The sequence below is a fragment of the Paraburkholderia sp. LEh10 genome, from assembly GCF_017814945.1.
GTDB lineage: Bacteria > Pseudomonadota > Gammaproteobacteria > Burkholderiales > Burkholderiaceae > Paraburkholderia.
In genome coordinates, this window is sequence record NZ_JAGIPX010000010.1 from 19,923 (window position 1) to 40,627 (window position 20,705).

Annotated in this window: 22 protein-coding genes; 10 read left to right on the forward strand and 12 right to left on the reverse strand. The window is 65.4% G+C overall.

Annotated features, from left to right (window positions below; translation table 11 throughout):
• Positions 1–80: 80 nt before the first annotated feature.
• From J8I87_RS10720 to J8I87_RS10730, 3 genes are read right to left on the reverse strand one after another with little or no spacing between them, the layout of a single operon-like run.
• Complete coding sequence (locus tag J8I87_RS10720; protein ID WP_209931430.1) at positions 81–551, reverse strand: hypothetical protein; 471 nt, start codon at positions 549–551, stop codon at positions 81–83.
• On the reverse strand, positions 542–748 hold the full coding sequence (locus J8I87_RS10725; RefSeq protein ID WP_209931431.1) for a YbdD/YjiX family protein: 207 nt from the start codon (positions 746–748) through the stop codon (positions 542–544). The genes J8I87_RS10720 and J8I87_RS10725 overlap by 10 nt, the downstream gene beginning before the upstream one ends.
• Positions 749–760: 12 nt before the next feature.
• A complete protein-coding gene (locus tag J8I87_RS10730) occupies positions 761–2,839 on the reverse strand; it encodes a carbon starvation CstA family protein (RefSeq protein WP_209931432.1) in 2,079 nt (692 codons plus the stop codon).
• 203 nt (positions 2,840–3,042) lie between these two features.
• Between J8I87_RS10730 and J8I87_RS10735 the strand changes: the two genes are divergently transcribed.
• Together J8I87_RS10735 and J8I87_RS10740 are read left to right on the forward strand one after the other, a co-directional pair.
• Positions 3,043–4,458, forward strand: coding sequence for a cache domain-containing protein (locus J8I87_RS10735; protein ID WP_209931433.1), 1,416 nt, complete (start codon positions 3,043–3,045; stop codon positions 4,456–4,458).
• Positions 4,455–5,096 carry a response regulator gene (locus tag J8I87_RS10740; RefSeq protein ID WP_209931434.1) on the forward strand — a complete coding sequence of 214 codons (642 nt, stop codon included), beginning with the start codon at positions 4,455–4,457 and terminating at the stop codon, positions 5,094–5,096. The genes J8I87_RS10735 and J8I87_RS10740 overlap by 4 nt, the downstream gene beginning before the upstream one ends.
• 24 nt (positions 5,097–5,120) lie before the next feature.
• Here the strand turns inward: J8I87_RS10740 and J8I87_RS10745 are convergent, their stop codons facing one another.
• Positions 5,121–5,345 carry a hypothetical protein gene (locus tag J8I87_RS10745; RefSeq protein ID WP_209931435.1) on the reverse strand — a complete coding sequence of 75 codons (225 nt, stop codon included), beginning with the start codon at positions 5,343–5,345 and terminating at the stop codon, positions 5,121–5,123.
• A 374-nt stretch (positions 5,346–5,719) separates the two neighbouring features.
• Here J8I87_RS10745 and J8I87_RS10750 point away from each other — a divergent pair, with 374 nt between their 5' ends.
• Entirely contained in the window at positions 5,720–6,208 is a 489-nt protein-coding gene (locus J8I87_RS10750; protein WP_209931436.1) for a YozE family protein, read from the forward strand.
• A gap of 41 nt (positions 6,209–6,249) precedes the next feature.
• Here J8I87_RS10750 and J8I87_RS10755 read toward each other — a convergent pair whose 3' ends face one another.
• The gene (locus J8I87_RS10755) at positions 6,250–6,915 is read right to left on the reverse strand and encodes a glutaminyl-peptide cyclotransferase (protein ID WP_209931437.1); all 666 of its coding nucleotides are present in this window, start codon (positions 6,913–6,915) and stop codon (positions 6,250–6,252) included.
• A gap of 38 nt (positions 6,916–6,953) precedes the next feature.
• On the reverse strand, positions 6,954–8,174 hold the full coding sequence (locus J8I87_RS10760) for a helix-turn-helix domain-containing protein (protein ID WP_209931438.1): 1,221 nt from the start codon (positions 8,172–8,174) through the stop codon (positions 6,954–6,956).
• Positions 8,175–8,264: 90 nt separating this feature from the next.
• Between J8I87_RS10760 and J8I87_RS10765 the strand changes: the two genes are divergently transcribed.
• A complete protein-coding gene (locus tag J8I87_RS10765; protein WP_209931439.1) occupies positions 8,265–9,029 on the forward strand; it encodes a DUF899 domain-containing protein in 765 nt (254 codons plus the stop codon).
• Positions 9,030–9,037: 8 nt separating this feature from the next.
• Positions 9,038–9,874, forward strand: coding sequence for a DUF2182 domain-containing protein (locus tag J8I87_RS10770; protein ID WP_313064383.1), 837 nt, complete (start codon positions 9,038–9,040; stop codon positions 9,872–9,874).
• Positions 9,875–10,092: 218 nt separating this feature from the next.
• Here the strand turns inward: J8I87_RS10770 and J8I87_RS10780 are convergent, their stop codons facing one another.
• Positions 10,093–11,064: a zinc-binding alcohol dehydrogenase family protein gene (locus J8I87_RS10780; RefSeq protein WP_209931440.1), complete on the reverse strand. Its 972-nt coding sequence runs from the start codon at positions 11,062–11,064 to the stop codon at positions 10,093–10,095.
• A 71-nt stretch (positions 11,065–11,135) separates the two neighbouring features.
• Entirely contained in the window at positions 11,136–11,990 is an 855-nt protein-coding gene (locus tag J8I87_RS10785) for an alpha/beta fold hydrolase (protein ID WP_209931441.1), read from the reverse strand.
• Between the two features lie 172 nt (positions 11,991–12,162).
• Between J8I87_RS10785 and J8I87_RS10790 the strand changes: the two genes are divergently transcribed.
• Both J8I87_RS10790 and J8I87_RS10795 read left to right on the forward strand, forming a co-directional pair.
• On the forward strand, positions 12,163–12,795 hold the full coding sequence (locus J8I87_RS10790) for an ABATE domain-containing protein (protein WP_209931442.1): 633 nt from the start codon (positions 12,163–12,165) through the stop codon (positions 12,793–12,795).
• Between the two features lie 46 nt (positions 12,796–12,841).
• Positions 12,842–13,540 (forward strand): haloacid dehalogenase type II, encoded by a 699-nt coding sequence (locus J8I87_RS10795; RefSeq protein WP_209931443.1) that lies wholly within the window; start codon positions 12,842–12,844, stop codon positions 13,538–13,540.
• Positions 13,541–13,597: 57 nt separating this feature from the next.
• Here J8I87_RS10795 and J8I87_RS10800 read toward each other — a convergent pair whose 3' ends face one another.
• From J8I87_RS10800 to J8I87_RS10815, 4 genes are all read right to left on the reverse strand, one after another.
• A complete protein-coding gene (locus J8I87_RS10800) occupies positions 13,598–14,224 on the reverse strand; it encodes a phospholipid-binding protein MlaC (RefSeq protein WP_209931444.1) in 627 nt (208 codons plus the stop codon).
• Between the two features lie 201 nt (positions 14,225–14,425).
• Positions 14,426–15,457 (reverse strand): lyase, encoded by a 1,032-nt coding sequence (locus J8I87_RS10805; protein WP_209931445.1) that lies wholly within the window; start codon positions 15,455–15,457, stop codon positions 14,426–14,428.
• 41 nt (positions 15,458–15,498) lie between these two features.
• Complete coding sequence (locus tag J8I87_RS10810; RefSeq protein ID WP_209931446.1) at positions 15,499–16,413, reverse strand: DUF4922 domain-containing protein; 915 nt, start codon at positions 16,411–16,413, stop codon at positions 15,499–15,501.
• Positions 16,414–16,495: 82 nt separating this feature from the next.
• Complete coding sequence (locus tag J8I87_RS10815) at positions 16,496–16,981, reverse strand: adenosine-specific kinase (RefSeq protein WP_209931447.1); 486 nt, start codon at positions 16,979–16,981, stop codon at positions 16,496–16,498.
• Positions 16,982–17,436: 455 nt separating this feature from the next.
• Here J8I87_RS10815 and J8I87_RS10820 point away from each other — a divergent pair, with 455 nt between their 5' ends.
• From J8I87_RS10820 to J8I87_RS10830, 3 genes are all read left to right on the forward strand, one after another.
• Positions 17,437–18,384 (forward strand): DMT family transporter, encoded by a 948-nt coding sequence (locus J8I87_RS10820; protein WP_209931448.1) that lies wholly within the window; start codon positions 17,437–17,439, stop codon positions 18,382–18,384.
• 320 nt (positions 18,385–18,704) lie between these two features.
• Positions 18,705–19,721 carry an alcohol dehydrogenase gene (locus J8I87_RS10825; protein WP_209931449.1) on the forward strand — a complete coding sequence of 339 codons (1,017 nt, stop codon included), beginning with the start codon at positions 18,705–18,707 and terminating at the stop codon, positions 19,719–19,721.
• A 230-nt stretch (positions 19,722–19,951) separates the two neighbouring features.
• Entirely contained in the window at positions 19,952–20,698 is a 747-nt protein-coding gene (locus J8I87_RS10830; RefSeq protein ID WP_209931450.1) for a DUF3348 domain-containing protein, read from the forward strand.
• Positions 20,699–20,705 lie beyond the last annotated feature (7 nt).

A 20,705-nucleotide genomic window follows, 5' to 3' on the forward strand; every position in this document is an offset into this window, starting at 1 on the left:
CAACATAGGGTTTGCCGCAAAGGGCACTGAAACATCAGGACGGTTAGCAGTTGTGCGAACGCATGAAGCGGGTGAGGCGTTCAATCAGCGCGCGGGCAACGGGCAAAGTCAGCACGCTGCCATGCGAAGCGCGGGGACGCCAAGAGCCCGTGGATAAGGGTCAAGCATTGGCGGGGTGAGCGGCTTTCTTTGCTTACTTTCTTTGCCGCGGCAAAGAAAGTAAGTGCCGCCCCGCACAGGGGCGACGCCCGCGCCGCGAGGCGCATCGCGGATGCCAGCGATAGCGGCAGAGCACAGCGCCAGCGGCAGAGCACAGCGCCAGCGGCAGAGCACAGCGCCAGCGGCAGAGCAAACAGCGCTAGCGGCAGAGCAAACACCAGCGGCAGAGCAAACACCGCCAGCGGCAGAGCAAACACCGCCAGCGGCAGAGCAAACAGCGATAGCGGAAGAGCAAACACCGCCAGCGGCAGAGCAAACAGCGATAGCGGAAGAGCAAACACCGCCAGCGGCAGAGCAAACAGCGCCAGCGGCCGAAACCTCATCAACAACACTTCCCCGCGCCACCTCCATACCGCGCGGACTGTCGCTCGCGGAAGAATTCCTCATAACTCATCACCGCGCGACCGGGATGCGTCGCGCGCATGTGCTCCACGTACGTCTCGTAGTCGGGCAAGCCGACCATCAACCGCATCGCTTGCCCGAGATACCGCCCCGCGTTGCGCACATCATCACGAAGTCCGGAAAACATCGCGCGCCCCGGTCAGTGCGTACCGCTTGCGCGCTGGCCCGAAGGCAGTATCTCGAACGGCGTCTCGCGCACGGTCGGACGCTCTGCACGACGCGCCCGCACCACCGCCAGCACGCCATACACCACCACGCTCACGACGACAAAAATGAACAGCCCCGCGAGCGCCGCATCGACATAGTCGTTGAACATGATCCGGTGCATCTGTTCGATCGATTTGGCGGGCGCCACGATCTTGCCCGCATCGGCGGCTGCGCCGAGCTTCGCGGCGTGCGCGAGGAAACCGACCTTCGGATTCGCATCGAATATCTTCTGCCAGCCGGCCGTCATCGTGCAGACGAGCAGCCATGCCGTCGGCACCAGTGTGACCCACGCGAAGCGCTCGCGCTTCATCTTGAACAGCACCACCGTGCCGAGCACGAGCGCAATGCCCGCGAGCATCTGGTTCGAAATGCCGAAGAGCGGCCACAGCGTATTGATGCCGCCAAGCGGGTCGACCACGCCCTGATACAGGAAGTAGCCCCACGCGGCGACGCACAGTGCCGTCGCGATCAGGTTCGCGGGCAGCGACTCCGTGCGCTTGAGCGCGGGGTGGAACGTGCCGAGCAGGTCTTGCAGCATGAAGCGTCCGGCGCGCGTGCCCGCATCGACGGCCGTCAGGATGAAGAGCGCCTCGAACAGGATCGCGAAGTGATACCAGAACGCCATCATCGCTTCGCCGCCCATCACCTGATGGAGAATCTGCGCCATGCCGACCGCGAGCGTCGGCGCGCCACCGGCGCGCGCGACGATCGTGGTTTCGCCGACGGCCTTCGCGGTCTGCGTCAGCATGTCAGGCGTCAGCACGAAGCCCCATTGCGACACGGTCTGCGCGACGGCGTCGGGCGTCGTGCCGAGCACGGCGGCGGGTGCGTTCATCGCGAAGTAGATGCCCGGCTCGATCACGGCGGCGGCCACCAGCGCCATGATCGCCACGAACGATTCCATCAGCATCGCGCCATAGCCGATGAAGCGCGCGTTGGTTTCGTTGTCGAGCAGCTTCGGCGTCGTGCCCGACGAGATCAGCGCGTGGAAGCCCGACACCGCGCCGCAAGCGATCGTGATGAACAGGAACGGGAACAGGTTGCCCGACCACACGGGGCCCGTGCCGTCGACGAACTTCGTCAGCGCGGGCATCTTCAGCTCCGGCGCGATGACGAGAATGCCGATCGCAAGACCGAGGATCGTGCCGATCTTCAGGAACGTCGACAGATAATCGCGCGGCGCAAGCAGCAGCCACACGGGCAGCACCGACGCAATGAAGCCGTAGCCGATCAGAATCCACGTGAGCTGTGTGCCGCTGAACGTGAACCATGCAGCGAGCGTGGGGGAGTCATGCACGCTTTGGCCGAACACGATGGAAGCCATCAGCAGCACGAAGCCGATCACCGACACTTCGCCAATGCGGCCCGGCCGGATGAAGCGCGTATAGACGCCCATGAAGAGCGCGATGGGAATGGTCGCGGCGACGGTGAACGTGCCCCACGGCGAATTCGTCAGCGCCTTCACGACGATCAGCGCGAGCACGGCGAGGATGATCACCATGATCAGGAACGCGCCGAACAGCGCGATCACGCCGGGCACCGTGCCAAGCTCCATCTTCACGAGATCGCCGAGCGAGCGGCCATCGCGGCGCGTCGAGATGAACAGCACGATGAAGTCCTGCACTGCGCCCGCGAACACGACGCCCGCGAGAATCCACAGCATGCCGGGCGCGTAGCCCATCTGCGCGGCGAGCACGGGACCGACGAGCGGGCCCGCACCCGCGATCGCCGCGAAGTGATGGCCGAACAGCACGTACTTGTTGGTCGGCACGTAGTCGAGGCCGTCGTTGTGCCGCACGGCGGGCGTCATGCGCTGGCCGTCGAGCTGCACCACATGGTTCGCGATGAAGCGGCTGTAGAAGCGGTAAGCGATCAGATAGACGCAGACTGCGGCGATCACGACCCAGAGGGCGCTGACCCGCTCGCCATGCGCAAGCGCAATGGTGCCGAACGAGAACGCGCCCAATAGCGCGACCGCCGTCCAGACGAGAAAAGTGGATGCCCGGTTCATGGCGTCTCCAATGTGATTGTACGAATGCCCGTCAGCGGCGCTGGCCGGACTCATTGCGGCGCGCTGCGGGGGCGCCGCGCATGGTCGAAGATGTGCCATGCTCTGGGCGTGTAGTATTCGACTTCGTCGTGTGCGCCACAAGCGCACAACTACGTAAGCACGCTACGTAGTAATACGTAGGCAGCCCGACCGGTTTTCCCCAGATGAAACTCAAGGCCAAGATCTTCCTGCTCGCGATCGTGCCGTTTCTCGCCGCCATCGCAGGCATTGCATTCGGCGTGCGCCATCAGGCCACGGCGCTCGCCACCGCGCAGCACGACACGACCCAGTCGGCGTATATGGCGAGCAAGGAAATCGAATTGCGCCATTACGTGGACCTCGCCACCAGCGCGATCAAGCCGCTCTACGACGAAGCGGGGAGCAACGCGCGCGACGACGCGATGCTGCGCAACCGCGCGCTCGCGATGCTCGAAAAGATGGACTTCGGACAGGACGGCTACTTCTTCGTCTACGACATGCACGGCCGCTCGCTGATGCATCCGCGTGAGCCGGATCTCGTCGGCCGCGACCTGTGGACCTTGCGCGATCCCGCGGGCTCGCTGACCATTCAGCAGTTGATCGCCGCGGCAGCCGGCGGCGGCGGCTATGTCCGCTATGTGTGGCACAGGCCTTCGACGGGCAAGCTCGCGCCCAAGCTCGGCTACGTCGTGCCGCTGCCGCGCTGGGGCTGGATGCTCGGCACGGGCATCTATCTCGATGACGTCGACACGACGCTGGCGCGCATCGATCAGCGCGCGTCCGTCGACATCGAGCACACGATGATGTGGATCGGCGCAATCGCGCTCGCGGGGCTCGGCGTGATCGCGTTGTGCGCGCTGGTGCTGAACGTGAGCGAGTACCGCAGCGCCGATGCGAAGCTCAAGCGGCTCGCGCAGCAGGTCGTCGAGTCGCAGGAGAACGAACGGGCGCGGCTGTCGCGCGAACTGCACGACGGCATCAGCCAGATGCTCGTGTCCGTCAAGCTGTTGCTGGAGTCGGCGCTCGCGCGCTTCGAGCTCAGCGAGCGGCGCGTGCAGCCGGCGGAGGCCGCGCTGTCCACGGGCATCGGGCGGCTCGGCGAAGCGTTGCGCGAAGTGCGCCGCATTTCGCATGCGCTGCGTCCTTCGATGCTCGACGACCTCGGTCTTGCGGCAGCGCTCGAGCAACTGACGCGCGAGCTGAGCGCCGAGAGTCATCTGGCCATCGGCTTCACGCATGTCTCGCACGATCACGCCGCGCAGTTGCCCGATACCGTGAAGACGGCGCTGTTCCGTATCGCGCAGGAAGCGCTGACCAATATCTTCCGGCATGCACGCGCATCGCGGGCGGCGCTCGCGCTCGAGATCTCGGCGAGCAAGGTCGCGCTGTCGATCAGCGACGACGGCCAGGGCTTCGATGTCGACAAGGTGCAGGCCGACCCGCGCGCGGGTGTCGGCTTGCGCAACATGCGCGAGCGGCTGGAGGCGCTCAACGGCGAATTGCAGCTTGCCTCGCGCGCGGGCCATACCATAGTCACGGCGACCGTGCCGCTTTTCGCGAGCGTCGCGCGTCCCATCGAATTGCAGGCGAACCACTCATGAACAGTCCAGCGGGCGCGGCGCGCCTCATCCTCGTCGACGATCATCCCCTCGTGCGCGACGGCTTGCGCGCGCGGCTCGAAGCCGTGCCGGGCTTCGCAGTGGTCGGCGAAGCGGGCAACGCGCAAGAAGCGTTGACGCTCGCGGCCGCGCATGAGCCGGACCTCGTGCTGATGGACGTCGGCATGAACGGCATGAACGGAATCGCGCTCGCCGCGCTGTTTCATGAGCGCTTTCCCGGCATCCGCGTGCTAATGCTGTCGATGCACGACAACGTCGAATACGTGACGCAGGCTGTGCGCGCCGGCGCGAGCGGTTATGTGCTGAAGGACTCGCCGGGCGCGGAGATCATTCGCGCGATCGGCGCGGTGCTCGACGGCAGGACGTTCTTCAGCGAAGGACTCGGCGCGCGGCTCATCCAGGCATCGGCGATTCGCGATCCTATCGAACGCCTCACGCCGCGCGAGCGCGACATTCTCGATCAGCTCGCGCAAGGTCTGTCGAGCAAGCAGATCGCGCAGCGCAACGGCCTGTCCGTCAGAACCGTCGAGACGCATCGCCTCAACCTGAAGCGCAAGCTCGAAATAGAAGGCCAGGCTGAGTTGATCAAGTTCGCCGTCGAGCATCGCAGGTCGGGTTGATGCCGTCGCGGCGGCGGGCGTGTGTCAGGTCAGGAACCGGTCAATGAGCTTCTGGGCCGCCCGAAAGCCCGCGAGTAGCGCATCCGCATGGGTGGCGAACGGACGGCCCTCGTCGTTGGACAGGCGGAACGGCGCTATGCCGGCTTCGGCATCGGGATGGTCGATGCAAACGTGCACCAGTGGCGCTGCGCGCGAAATCCGTGTTCTCGCTGCGATCACCAACGGCATCGTTTGCACCACGATCGTCACGTCGAAGCCGCGATATGAGTAAGTCCGCTGCATTGTGAAACCTGAACTCAGCCTAGGGTCGCCCGGAACGGGGCCGCTGCGTGAAGGGCCGGCTGAGGGGCTGGCTGAAGGGCCGGCTGAAGGGCCGGCGTTGCGCGGGACGGGTTGCACGCACCAGGGCCACGCTGCGCGAGGGCCGCGCTTTGAGTATAAGCAGCGTGAACGCAACAAGAATCGCCGGGATCAACGGGAACATAAGTCTGCCTTTGGGGTTGTGAATCGAACGGGTACGGCCAGGATATCGCGAACCTTCCGGGTTCCGCAGAGCTGAATCCGTGAACGCGTAAATGAACCCTGAACGGTGGGGCGCGGGATGAAGCCGTGTCGAATATGGCATGCATCGCTCGATGCACGGCAAAGCAGGAAAAGTTCGAAAGAACGCGCAGGATGCACCGAATCCCGACTCTCGAAATTATTTGTCTATACACTGTGCGCCTTTCTACGCGAGCACGCCCCCGTGCTCTGCGCGTCGCTTTGTCGTTACGTTAAAAACGACGCGTAACAGTTCGAGGAGAATGCACGTGAGCGATTCGTTTTTGTCCTGGATTCGGCTGCAAACTGGGCGCGGCGATCCCGTCGGCCGGTTGGCCCGCGACGTCGTAGCGGATCCGCAAGCGCCAGACGGATCATCGAAGGCCGTTTGGCTCGGTCATCTGGCGTTGCGCAATGCCGGGCCGGGTGCGATAGCGGCGTTTGAAAATGCGTGGGAAGAATTCGGCGCGCAAAACGGGCACGTCAACAAGGTGATGCTGACGGTCCGCGCACCCGCGCCGGTTGCTCTAGACGAGAAACTTTTCGGATGGTCCGATACAAAAAGGTCATAGCCCGCGCATTGCGAACAAACGGGCGCCTTGCCGCGATCAGTTCAAACGCTCGTGGTATCGGCAGGCGCTTCAGCATTCCTTCGCGGCTTGCGAACGGCGCGCAGTTTTCCGCTATTGCCGCCACCGCAGAAGAACCGGTCGCCGCCATCCGATTCGAGTCCCGAGACGCCGATGCCATCGGGCATGTCGAGCATCTCCAGCACTTCGCCCGTTTGAGGATCGACGCGCCGCAGATCGCTCTGTTCGTCCTGCCATGTGCCGTGCCAAAGCTCCCCGTCGACCCACGTGACGCCCGTGACGAACCGGTTGGATTCGATCGTGCGAAGCACCGCTCCCGTTTGCGGATCGACCTGATGGATCTTGCGTTCGTGGTATTGCCCGACCCACAGCGAGCCTTCCGCCCACGCGAGCCCTGAATTGCTGCCAGCGGGCGCGGGGATCGTCGCAAGCACGCGGCCCGTCTGCGGATCGACTTTCCTGATGCCGTCTTCGGCGATCTGATACAGGTGCGCCCCGTCGAAAGCCGTTCCCGCTGTGGCGGGAACGTCGATCGAGCGCAAGGTCTGGCCGCTCGACGGATCGAGCGCTTGCACCGTCTCTCCCGCCGCAAACCAGACGTTCTGGCCGTCATACGTGACGCCATGCACATTGTCGATTCCCGGAAAGGGCCCGTATTCACGCACGATTTCAGCAGCTGAGCGATTCATGCTTCCTTCCTCGTCACTGAAGAGTTGAGCCTTACATGCTAGTCGATGGGCAGCGGGGCGGGGAGTAACAACGCCGTCGCGAATCCGGGCATCGGCGGCGTGATCCAGCGGCGCGCGCGTCCCTGTCCAAACGACTGCGCCTTGCCCGCTGACGCAAGCGAATCGAGCGCGCGCTGCACGGTGCGCTGGCTCGCGCCGAGCGCGAGCGCGAGCGCCGAACTCGACCACGACTCGCCGTCGGCAAGAAACGCGAGCAGCGGCGCATGCGCTTCGTCGACGGGCCGCGCCAGCACGACGACCTCGGGCGCGCGACGCGGCGACAACGCGAAGCCGCGCTTCGTCGCGCTGACGTCGGCGAGCGCTCCGAGCATCGTCCGAAGCCGCCCGATTTCGACGCGCAGACGCGCGCGATGCGAGTCGTCCACGTGCTTCGTCCGGAATGCATGCGCGATCAGCGTATCGCGCGGCACGTCGGCCGGCCACGCTTCGCCGAGCGAGCGCGCGAGGCTGAACAGCACGGCGCGCGTGGCGAGCGGGACGACGGTATCGGCATCGCGCACGGCATGGCGGCACGCATCGATGATGAGCGCGTTCGACGCCATCAATGCTTCGACATCTTCGAGCAGCAGCAGCCGTTCTTCGCCTCGTGCGATCAGGCGCGCGGCAGGCGTGGTCAGCAGGCGTGATGCGCTCTCGACTTCCGCTGTCAGACCCGCAATGCCCGCATCGCGCGCCGCGCGTTCGGCCCGCGCGAGCGCGGCGCGCGCGGTCTTCGTGTGCAGGCGGCGCATCGCGATTCCCGCGACGATCAGCTCGTGCGCGGCGCTCGACGCAGGCGGGAAGGGCGTGGGATCGAAGCCGTCGAGCAGACTCTCGGCTTCGTCGAGACGCCCGATCAGCAGCAGGCGCCGGACTTCGAGATGCCGCGCGTGTGCGGCGTTGAAGCGGTCGCCGTGCGCTTCGAGCGTCGCGCGCGCGGCCGCGAGGGTCTTGACGGGCCAACCGAGATCGCGCGAGGCAAACGCGATGTCCGCTTCGGCGACGATGCACCGCGCGCGAGCCACGGCTTCTCTCGGACCGAAGGCGCGCGCCGCGCTGCGGACCAGCGCCCTCGCGCGCGTGAGATCGCCGAGTTGCGCCATCGCGATGCCGCGCAGCGCGAGCGCGGGTGCGTCGTCGCGCAACGCGACGCGGTTCAGCGCGCCGAGGGGATCACCCGCCGCGAGCGCGCGCGCCGCAGCTGCGATGAGCATGTCCATCCGAATCCCGCCACACTTGTCACTCCCAGCCGTTGGAAGTCCCGGACTAATCTAACACACGACGATTCACCACCAACGGAGGGACGAACGATGACAACGCACAAGACGGGCACGCGTGAAGCATGGCTGAAGGCGCGGCTCGAACTGCTCGAAGCGGAAAAAGCGCTGACCCGGCGCAGCGACGAACTCGCGCGGCAACGGCAGGCGCTGCCCTGGGTCAAGGTCGACAAGCCGTACAGATTCGAGACGGACACGGGAAGCGCGTCGCTGGCGGACCTGTTCAATGGACGCTCGCAGCTCATCGTCTATCACTTCATGTTCGGGCCGGACTACACGGCGGGCTGCCCGTCGTGCTCGGCGATCGCGGACGGCTTCAACGGCTTTGCCGCGCACCTGGCGAATCACGATGTGATGCTGATGGCCGTGTCGCGCGCGCCGCTCGTGAAGCTGCAGGCGTACAGGCAGCGAATGGGATGGACGTTTGCGTGGGCCTCGGCGAGCGGCAGCGATTTCAACTTCGACTTCAACGTGTCGTACACGCAGGAGCAGCAACGCGCGGGCGACGTCGAATACAACTTCGAGCGAGGCGGGCACGCGATGGACATGACGCCGCCGCCGGAGCCCGTCGTCCAGTTCGCGGCCGCCTGTGGCACCGATGCGCCGACCTATTCGCGCGACCGGCCGGGCATGAGCGCGTTCGCGCGCGAGGACGGCGTCGTGTATCACACGTACTCCACCTATGCGCGCGGCCTCGATGCGCTGTGGGGCATGTATCAGTGGCTCGATCGCGCGCCTGCGGGGCGCAACGAGAAGGGCATCTGGTGGCGCCGCCACGACGAGTACAAGCGTCGCTGAGGTGCATCGTGGACGCAGCAGGCGCAACCTTGGGCGGGAACGTTTCGCGGCGAGCCGTCGCGCCGCGCGTTTCGCAGCGGGCCTTTTTCGGCGTGATGGCGCTCGTCTTCGCTGTCTGCGCGGCATTGACGATCGTCTGGTGTGCGTCGATGCAGGCGATGGGCGAGATGCCGATGCCAGGCGGCTGGACGCTGTCGATGACATGGGCGCCGATGTGCGGACAAAAGTGGCCGCGCGCCGCGCTTTCGTTCGTCGGCATGTGGGTGGTCATGATGGCCGCGATGATGCTGCCGTCGCTCGCGCCGATGCTGTGGCGCTACCACGAAGCCGTCGGCCGGTCGGGTGTGAGCCGCGCCGCCTCGCTGACCGCGCTCGTGAGCGTCGCGTACTTGTTCGTGTGGAGCGTTGCGGGTGTGGCCGTCTTCGCGTTCGGCGGCGCGTTGATCGCACTCGCGCTGCATCTGCCCGTGCTCGCCCGCGCTGTTCCCGTTGCAGCCGGGTTGGCCGTGCTCGCCGCCGGCGCGCTGCAGTTCAGCCCATCGAAGGCCCGTTTTCTTGCGTGTTGCCGCACAGCCGACGCGCACGGACCGACGCAGGCGACGACGGTCCACGCGGCGTTGCTGCATGGTCTGCGGCTGGGTGTCCATTGCGGCTGTTGCTGTGCCGGATTGACGACGGTTCTTCTGATCCACGGCGCGATGGATCTGCGCGCGATGGCGTTGCTCACGGCCGCCATCACGGCTGAGCGCCTCGCGCCGGCTGGCGGGCGCGTCGCGCAGGCGAACGGTGTGGCCGTCGTCGCGATGGGACTATCGATGCTCGCCCGCGCGTTCGGTCAAAGCTGATGCGCGGCATCTCACCCTGGCCGGATGCCCGCCGCGCATCCCGCCTTCGCATCAGATCGACTTGACTTCGCCGCCGTCCATCCGCAGCGTCGTGCCCGTCATCCAGCGCGCGCCCGGCGGCACGATGAACGCCACCAGTCCGGCGATCTCATCGGGCGTGCCGTATCGCGCGATGCCCGCCTGCTGCGGGAATTTCGCCGTCGCCTCTTCGTTTGCCGTCAGTGGACGACGACCATCTTGCCGCCCGCTTCGTTCGCTTCCATCACGCGGTGCGCCTCGTGAATCTGATCGAACGTGAAGACGCGCGACGGCTTGGCCTTCAGGCGTCCCGCTGCGACATCCGCGGCGATCTGCTGAAGCGGGACGTCGGAGACCGGAAAGCCCGGTGTGCCGAATACGAAGCTGCCGAAAAACGTCAGATACACGCCGCTTGCCATCTGCAGCAGCGGATTGAAGTCCGCGATGGGCGCGAGGCCGCCGAGCCAGCCCGCGAGGCAGGCGCGCCCGCCGCGACGCAGCATCGCGAGCGAGTCGAGGATCGTGCTGTTGCCGACGAGGTCCAGCACCGCGTCGATGTTCCTGGCCTCTGCGATGCGCTTTGACAGATCGGGGCCTTCCAGCTCGACGCGCGCCGCGCCGAGTTCCTTCAGCATGTCAAAGCGGGCCGGGCTGCGCGTCGTGGCGATCACGTTCGCGCCCGCGTTCACGGCAAGATTGACGGCCGCCTGTCCGAACGACGACGTCGCGCCGCGAATCACCAGCGTTTGTCCCGCCGTGAGTTCGAGGTTGCGGAACAGGCACGTCCAGGCGGTCGCGTAGGTTTCGGGAATCGCGGCAAGCTCGGCCCACGGCAGATCGGATTCGATCAACGCGACATTCGAAGCGGGTGCTCGCGTGTACTGCGCATAGCTGCCGTTGATGGTCCGGCCGAGGCCGCCCATCAGCGCCGCGACTTTCGCGCCGACGGGAAACTCGCCGCCGGGGCACGACTTGACGATGCCGACGCATTCGATGCCGCTCACCTTCGCTGCTTCCGCCCACTCGCCGCGACGCATATGCATTTCGGCGTGGTTGATGCCGAATGCCTTGATTTCGATGACGACGTGGCCTTCCAGCGGTTCAGGCTCCGGCAGTTCCGTATAGACGAGGCTATCCAGACCGCCGAATTTTTCGAGCACGATTGCACGCATGAGCGTTCTCCTAACGTAGATCGGGGCATCGGAACGATGCGGTGTTATCGGGCGGTCCACATGGCCGCGAGTCAGCGAATCAGAAAGTCGGCAATGGCTGCGGCGATTTCGGCCGCATGGGTTTCGAGCGCGAAGTGGCCGGTGTCGAAGAACCGCACGTCCGCATTGGGAAGATCGCGCCTGAACGCTTGCGCGCCCGCCGGCAGGAAGAACGGGTCGTTCTTGCCCCAGACAGCAAGGAACGGCGGCTGATGGGTTCTGAAGTACTGCTGGAATGCGGGATAAAGCGCGACATTGCTTTGATAGTCGCCGAACAGGTCGAGCTGGATTTCATGCGCGCCCGGGCGGTTCATGTAGTAGTCGTCGAGCGAGTAGCCGTCGGGCGACACGGCTGTCGTGTCCGGCACGCCATGCGTGTATTGCCAGATCGTCGTCTCTTTGGTCAGCAGCGCGCGCAGGGCGTCGCGATTGGCCTGCGTCGGTTCGCGCCAGTACGCCTCTATCGGATTCCATCCGTCGCTCAAGCCTTCCAGATAAGCATTGCCGTTTTGCGACACGATCCCCGTGATCCGCTCGGGATGCTTGAGCGCAAGCCGGAAGCCCGTAGGCGCACCGTAATCGAACACGTACACGGCATAGCGGTCGAAGCCGATCACCTCAGTGAAGCCGTCGATCACGTTTGCGAGATTGTCGAACGTGTAGGCAAAGTCGTCGCGGCCCGGCAGGTCCGACTGGCCGAAGCCCGGCAAATCCGGCGCGACGATATGAAAGCGCTCTGACAGCAGCGGGATCAGGTCCCGGAACATATGGCTCGAACTCGGAAAGCCGTGCAGCATCAGCAGCTTCGGCGCGCCGGGACGGCCTGCCTCCCGGTAAAAAACATTGAAACCGTCGACGTCGGCGTATCGATGGGCAATCGTGGACATGGCGTTTCTCCGCTGGGTGATGAGTTCCGTTCTAGTTCACATGCGCTGCTTTCGCTTTGCTTGTGTAACCGTTAAAACCATGAGTTAAAGGTTACAAAGCGGGCGTGTAACTTGTCAAGAGGTTTTTTAGCGGTTACGATGTATTCATCGTCATTCACATTCGTCACAACAAATGGACTACCGCCAGATACCGGCGCTGTTTCTCGCCGATGCGCCAGGTCTTGATTTTCTGAATTCGATTGCGACGCCGGTTGATGAGCCTGTCGACTGGATCAGCGACGGCGACGGGCTGGTCGGCTGGCTCCAACAGGCGGGCATGGTCCCCGCTGATGCGCTCGCAGCAATCCAGGCGCGCGCCACGCGGGAGGAGCTCGATGAAGTCGCGGCGAAGGCGCGCAGCCTGCGTGAGTGGTTCAGGGGCTACGTGCAAAAGAGAAAAGGGCGCGCGCTCGCCGCGAAGGACTTGCGTGAGCTCGAGCCGCTGAACCAGTTGCTCGCGCGCGACGAACAGCACGGCGAGATCGTCGCGAGCGGCCCGGACGAGGGCGGCGTGTTTTCGTTTCGCGCGAAGCGGCGGTGGCAATCGACGGAGTCGCTGTTGATGCCGATTGCCGAGTCGCTCGCGAGACTCGTATGCGACGAGGACTTCACGCAGGTGAAGGCATGCGAAGGACCGAAATGCACGCTGCTGTTCGCCGATCACACGCGCGGACACGCGCGCCGGTGGTGCAGCATGGCGATTTGCGGCAACCGCGCGAAGGTGGCTGCGCACCGCGCGCGGCTCAAGGAAGCGAAGTCCCGCTAAAGCCCGGTGGTTGAAGCGGGGTTCACATTTTTCTGAGGGAGGCTGTATGGATCACATCAAGGCAATCGCGTTCGATCTCTATGGGACGCTGTTCGACGTTCACTCTGTCGCGAGCCGGTGCGAAGAGCAATTCGCGGGGCGCGGGCAGGAGATCAGCAATGTCTGGCGACAAAAGCAGCTCGAATACACGTGGCTGCGCAGCCTGATGAACCGCTACATCCCCTTCGAGCATGTGACGGAAGAAGCGTTGCGCTTCACATGCCGCCATCTCGGCCTCGAACTCGATGAGCGCGCATGCCGATCGCTATCCGACGCGTATCTGCGTCTGCAGCCGTTCGCGGAGGTGCCCGACGCGCTGCGCGAGCTGCGTGATCGTGGACTCAAGCTCGCGATACTGTCGAATGGTTCGCCGCATTCGATAGGCGCCGTGGTGGGCCATGCGGGCCTGCGAAGCAGCTTCGATCATCTGCTGAGCGTCGATCCCGTGCGCGTCTACAAGCCGGACAATCGTGCGTACGAACTCGCGGAAGAGGCGTTCGGCGTCGACCGGAGAGCGATCCTGTTCGTGTCGTCGAATGCATGGGATGCAACAGGCGCGCGCTACTTCGGTTTCCCGACGGCCTGGATCAATCGGGCGGGCAAGGTATTCGAGGAAATGGGCCAGCGGCCGGATTGGGAACTGACGGGTGTGGACGGTCTCGTGAAGCTGTTCGGCACAGCGGATTCGTCCGCGGGGAACGGTTGAGCCCGGGTGCTGTGCCGTGCCGGCCTGAAGGTGCGTCGCGCGCTGGTGACGGGTCCGTTACTGCTTGCCCGACGCAAGCTGCTCGTTGCGTTGAGTCAGAAAGCGCAGCAAGCCATCGATGCCGCTTTGCTGGATCGTCTCGCCGAACTGCTGTCGATAGGTCTGCACGAGCCATGCGCCGACCACATTGAGGTCATACACGCGCCATCCTTGCGGCGTCTTGCGCAGACGGTAGTCGATCTCGATGGGCTGCGCGTTGGTCAGCGCGATCGTGCGCACCACCGTGTCGGTGTCCGTGGGCGAGAAGCGCATCGGCGGATATTCGATCTGCTGATCCGGGCGCAGCTGCGCGAGCGCGCCTGAATAAAGATGGATCAGCAGCGTCCTGAACTGCTGCACGAGCTGTTGCTGCTGCGCGGGCGTTGCCGTTCTCCAGTAGCGGCCGAGCGCGAGTTGCGTCGTATGCTCGAAGTCGATGTACGGAAGAATGTCCCGGTTCACGATGTCCATGATGCGCGGGATATCCGACGGTTCGATCGCCCGCGTGCGGACTTCGTTGAGCACCTGCTGCGTGACAGTCTTGACGAGCGTCTGCGGATCGGAGCTGTCGACGCTTTGCGCCGACGCAGAACGGCAGAACGCGAATGCCGTACAGAAAAGGGCGATGAGAAAGAGCGATCTCATATTGGAGGAATTCTCTCGTGAATGCGGTGGCGAACGATTGCCGCCTGAAGCAGCGGCGACAGCTATTTTATGAGTGGCCGGAAAATTTGGCAGATGACGTGGCACTGTCCGGCTGAGCGCGAAGGCAGCCAATGCTGCAATTCGTGTCAACGCTGGCGCGAAGGTTCGGACATGAGCGATTTCGCAGTCAGTTGCAGGCAATCAATCGGCCGGCGCATGCGAAGAACGGCGCGCCAGATGATCGGTGCCGGACTCCGATAGCCACACTTCGCCCGGCCGTCCCATCATCTGCCGCACGTTCGCGTGAGCACGCGGCAGCGGCAACACGGCGAATCGCTCGGCGCGCGGATCGAAACGCACGAGGGCATTCGCGCTCCATTCGCTGAGCCATACGATGTCGCGATCATCGACGAAGACAGCGTACGCGTGCGGATCGTCGCCGGGCAGACGCCATTCGCGCCATTGCTGTTTCGCGGGATCGTACATGCCGACCTTTCCCGCATTCCACTCGCTGATCCACACGCGCCCTTGCGAATCGGACCAGGCGCGGCGCGCGCCCTGATCCGGCGTCGGCGGTTCGAGAACCTGCGCCGCGCCCGTGCGGGGATCGATGTGTCCCAGATAGTTGCCCGCCAGCGAAGCGAAATACAGGCCGCCGTTCGGCGTCACGCAGATGCCATAGGGACCGCGTCCGCGCGGCGCATCGAACACGCGCATCGTGCCGCGTTGCGGGTCGAGTTCGCCGTAGATGCCGTTTTGCCCCGTAAACCACAGGTGCCCTTGCTTGTCGAACACGGCCGTGTTGAGGTTCGCGTTCGGCCGTTCTTTCGGCAACGGAAAGCGCGTGACGGCGAGCGTCTTCGCATCGACGCGGACAATCGCGTTCTGGCCGCCATCCGTGATCCATGCCGCCATGTCGGGGCCAACGATCACGCCATGCGGCGCCGACCCGGCGCCGAGCGCAATCCTGTCGATCTTGCCGCTGCGCGGCTCGAGCCGGCCCGCTTCGCCCTGCGCCTGCGCGCTGTACCACACGGTTCCGTCGGGTGACGGCGCGACATCGTGCGGCGCGCTGCCCGTCGGGACGGCGAAGCTGTCGAACGAAGCAGACTGCGCATGCGCGTCGTTCGTCGATGCGATGCCGATGAGCGTCACCACGAAGAGCGAAACGACGCAGCTTTCGAGCAACCGCTTTGGCGATGCAGCAACCCGTTCATTCGCGATCTTGAACATGCTCGCCTCCGTGTCGCGGGCCATCGACCATCATCTCGTGTTCAGCGCAACGCAACGCGTTGCAATACGCTGATCGGGCCGAGCCGCTCGATCAGGTCCATCTGCGCCGCGTCGCGCACGAACAGCGAACCGGCGAATCCCAGTGCGTTCACCGACACGCCTTCCACGCGCTCGGCCGAACGCGGCACGAGCAGCATCCATTGACGCGTGACGAGCAGGTTGTAGGGCATCGACTGGCAGCGTTCACCGTCGATTTCGATGGCGCCGACGCCTGTTGCTTCGAGCAGCGCATGATAGCTGTCGAGCGCCGACTTCGCCGCGCCGGCCGACGCCGGAGGGTCGAGCGCGACACGCATGAAGGCGTGACGAAAAGGCAGTCCCCGTATGCGTCCCACTGGACCATCGCCATGCGCCACAGCCGTCGACAGCAGCGCTTCGATGGGCACAGACGGCCCGGCGTCGGCAAGCGGCAGCGGCACGATTTGCAGATGCTTGTGCGGCTGACTCGCGCCCGCCTCCGCGCCGGCGTTATAAAAACCGATGCCGTCGAATTCGGCCATGCAGGCGAGCAGCGACGCGAAGTCCGCGAGATCGAGCAGCGCCTCTTGCCGCTCGAATCGCCGCGTGACGATCAGCAGGTGATAGTCGATGACGTTGAACTTGTTGAGCAAGGCCAGATGCGTATCGGAGATATCGGCGACGAACAGGTCCGGCTCGTACGGCAGAAACGGATTGGCCGTGGCTCGCGCCTGCGGTTGAAGCTTGCGCGCCTGCAGACGTTGCTGCTCCTTGCGGGTGAGGCTCGACACTTGCCGCACCACGAAGGGAATGCCGCCGCTTTCGATCTCCACCTGCACGGTGTCGATGCGTTGCAGCGCGCCGCAGCGCAGCGCGTGCTCCGTTTGCCGCAGGATGGCGGGCCACAGTGTACCGGGTGCGAGGCGTGGTTGTTCCATGGATCGTCGGGGCGATACGTTCCGGGTTGCGCGACTGATCGGCGATCGAGCGCAGAAGTGCCGAAGCGCAGAAGCGCCGAAGCTAGAGCTTGTAGCCGATCGTGCGCAACAGGTCCTTGCGCCATTGCACGTCTTCTGCGCCTTCGACGCCGAGCGGCGTGAATCCGTCGATCACGCCGACGATGCCGCGTCCCTGATCCGTTTGCGCGACCAGCACCTCGACCGGGTTTGCCGTCGCGCAGAAGATGCGGCACACCTCCGGCACCATCTTGAGCGCATTCAGCACGTTGACGGGGAAAAAGCCATCGCCGAGAAATACGAAGAAGCTGTGGCCAGCGGCGACCTTCTGCGCATTCTCGCTCGCCATCTCGACGAGGCTTTCGTCGTTGCCCGAGCAGCGCACGAGGCGCTTGCCCGACGCCTCGCAAAACGCGATGCCGAACTTGATGCCGGGCACCGCGCCGACCAACGCCTCGTGAATATCCTCGACGGATTTGATGAAATGGGTTTGCCCAAGAATGAAGTTGGTCGCTTCGGGCTTGACGACGGTGACGGCGGACAATTGCATGGCGGACCTCGCTCCGTTGCGGCAGAACGGCGATGAAGACACGTGGACTGCGCACGAACCCCGCTTCGCAGACGGTCGCCGGGCAGTCTCGCCTTTTGCACTGCATCTAGCCTAGACCGAAGCGCGCGCGAGGGAAAGCTCGATGCGGCGAACCGGCCGCATGCCCGCAGGCCGCCCGTCGCGGCGTGCGGGGCGATGATCGATGCCACGGCTTCGCTGTGTCATCCGTTCGCGTCGTTGCTTTCCGGCGTCTGTGTCCGGCTTTACGTCCGCCGGGCAGCATTCGACAACGAAGTCCAAATCGTCGAAAATCGTGAGCCTTGTACGCGAGAACTGTTCAATGCCGCGGCCGAACGATCGATTCGTCCGGACTGGCCGCGCTGTTTCTAGCTGCGCGAAAGACTCCCCTCTATCCCGCGAGTGCGCTTTCGCGTCAGACCTGCTGGCGAATGTCGATGAGAAAAACACTGGACGGCCTGGCCGTCTCAAGCATGGTGATCCTGTGTCTGATCTGGGGGCTGCAACAAGCCGCGATGAAGGCGGTCGCGGCGGATGTCGCGCCGCTGCTTCAGGTGGCGCTGCGCTCCGGCGTCGCCGCGGTGCTGGTGTGGGTGTTCGGTCGGCTGATCGTGCGCGACCGTTGGCTGGCGGGTGTCGCGCGCGGGCCGGGATCGCTGGTTGGCGTGCTGTTCGCCGCCGAGTTTCTGTTCGTCGCCGAGGGCCTGCGCTTTACGACGGCCTCGCATATGGCCGTTTTCGTGTACACAGCGCCGATGTTCGCGGCCGTCGGCCTGCAAATGGTGCTGCCTGCCGAGCGGATGACGCGCGCGCAGTGGACGGGCATTGCAATCGCCTTCGTGGGCATCGTCATTACGTTTGTCGGGCCGGGCGCGACAGGACGCGCCGATCCTTCCGCGTCCGACTGGATGCTCGGCGATCTGCTGGGCATCTGCGCGGGCGCCGCCTGGGGCCTGACGACAGTGGCCGTTCGCGCCACACGCCTGAGCGACGCACCCGCCACGCAGACGCTGTTCTATCAGCTGGCATGGGCCTTCGTGGTGCCGCTGCCGTTCGCGGTGATCTCGGGCCAGTCCCATTTTCACGGTACGCCGCTCGCGTGGGCGAGCCTCGGCTTCCAGGCGATCGTCGTCTGCTTCGGCACCTACGTCGCGTGGTTCTGGCTGCTGAGGATCTATCTCGCGTCGCGGCTCGGCGTGCTGTCGTTCATGTCGCCGCTGTTCGGCGTTGCGATGGGCGCGTTGCTGCTGCATGAGCGGCTCGATCCGACCTTTATCGCGGGCGCCGCGCTCGTGCTGGCGGGGATGCTGGTCGTCAACGGCCGCGAGTGGCTGAAATACATGCTCGCGCGGCAACGGCGCGACGGCAGGCACGGCGCCGCATGAGCGGACGGGTCGTCCACGCGAACCGGGTTGCGCACGGAATCGAAGCAATACGGTCCGCCGCGCGCACTGCAGCCGCACGGTCCGTCGCAGTGCCGCTGCAGCTCACCCGTCATTCCACGTGATGCCGGGGTCAGCCCGACGCGTGCACCGCCCGGCGTCGGCCGCCGCGCGACCCTTCATTTGCGGCAGCTCGACTCAGCCCCTAACATCCACAGTCGGACCAGCGGGTTGCGTTCGCCGCATGGCGACGTGTCTGGCCGCATGGCCGATGCGACTCCGGGCCGCGCTGGAAGCACTGTTCTTCGACTGGAGCAATCCCGATGCGAAAGATGAGAGCGGTACAGGTCGGCAGTCCAAATGGGGCGCTGGAGATCGTGGAGCGTGACGTGCCCGCGCCCGGCGCCGGCCAGGTGTTGATCAAGGTGCAGGCGTGCGGCATCTGTCACAGCGACTCGCTGACGAAGGAAGGCTTGTGGCCGGGCCTGCAGTATCCGCGCGTGCCGGGGCATGAAGTGGCGGGCGTGATCGACACGCTGGGCGCGGGCGTCGACGGATGGAAGGCGGGCGAGCGCGTCGGCGTGGGCTGGCATGGCGGCCACTGCGGGCATTGCGCGAACTGCCGGCGCGGCCACTTCGTCGTCTGCGAGAAGGGGCAGGTGCCGGGCATCAGCTACGACGGCGGCTATGCCGAGTATCTCGTCGCACCCGTCGAAGCCCTCGCGCGCATGCCCGCAGAACTCAACGATGTCGATGCCGCACCGCTGCTTTGCGCGGGCATCACCACGTTCAACGCATTGCGCAACAGCGGCGCGCGCGCGGGCGATCTCGTCGCGATTCTCGGCATCGGCGGACTGGGGCACCTCGGCGTGCAGTTCGCGCAGCGGATGGGCTTCCGCACGGTCGCGATCGCGCGCGGCGAGGACAAGGCGCCGCTCGCGAAGCAGCTTGGCGCGCATCATTACATTGACAGCCGCACGCAGAATGTCGCCGACGCGCTGCGGGCGCTGGGCGGCGCGAAGATCATTCTGGCGACCGTGACGAACGGCGACGCGATGACGGCCACGCTCGGCGGCCTCGCGCTCGACGGCAAGCTGATTATCCTCGGCGTCGCGGACAAGCCCATCGAGGTGCCCGCCGTCCAGTTCATCATGGGCCGCAATGCGGTGGTGGGCTGGCCTTCGGGCACGTCGGCCGATTCGGAGGACACGCTTGCGTTCAGCGCGCTCGCCGGCGTCAAGCCGATGATCGAAACCTATCCGCTCGAACGCGCCGCCGAAGCGTACGACCGCATGATGAGCGGCGCCGCGCGCTTTCGCGTGGTGCTGACGATGAGCTAGCCGCATCGATGCAGCGCACGGCCGCCCGCAGCGCGACGGCGGCCGTCATGCCGTCTACACCCTCTTTTCGGCTGCACCTTTTTTCCCCTACACCCTCTTTTCGCCGGCACCCTTTATCCGCGGGGCCTCCGGCCGTTTTCGAAGCGTTGCGCGGCGCCTGTCGATACTTACGCAAGGCAGCCTCGGCCCCGACAGCGTGTAAACTGCTGCCTTTTTGAGTCTCCGGTGGTATGGTTCAAGCCCCTCAGCGCACGGCTGTCAGCGGTCCGACGCTGATTCGCCTGCTTGCCCGGCTGACGGCCGTCGACGCTCCCGCCTCCAGCCAGTCGCTGTCGGACCAGTTGAGCCAGTGGCTCGGCTGGACCGACGCCATTGCGCTCTCGTCAGCGCTGAACGGCAGTCCGCCCGCTGGCGCCTGCGCGGCGCGCGCGTCGACGGGCAGCGCCGAGAGCGAGTGCGCGCGCTTGCGCGCGTCGCTCGCGCAAGCGATTGCCGGCGACAGCGCGTTTGCCACGGCGCGGCGGCGCGGCAAGGCGCCTGCGCCCGCTCAGGACGCGCCGCAGGGCCCGGACGTCGATTACGCGGATTTCCGCCAGCGTTATCTCGCGCTGCAGCAGACGATGGAAACCCGCATCGGCAATCTGCGCGGCCGCCTGCGCGCGATGCTGGCCGCGCGCGCGCCCGGCATGACGCGGCTCGCCGTGGTGGACGCGATCATGGAGCGGGCGCTGGGCGCGCGTGAGCGCAACCTGCTGGGCGCCGTGCCCGGACTCCTCGGCGCGCATTTCGAGCGTTTGCGCGCGGCCGGGCAGCACGCGCCCGACGACGGGCAAACGGCTGCGGCGCAAACCGCCGCAGCGGGGCCCAGCGCGTGGCTCGACGCGTTTCGCAAGGACATGCAGAGCGTGTTGCTCGCGGAACTGGAGATTCGTTTTCAACCGGTCGAAGGGCTGCTTGCCGCCCTTCGCAGCAGCTAACTGGGAC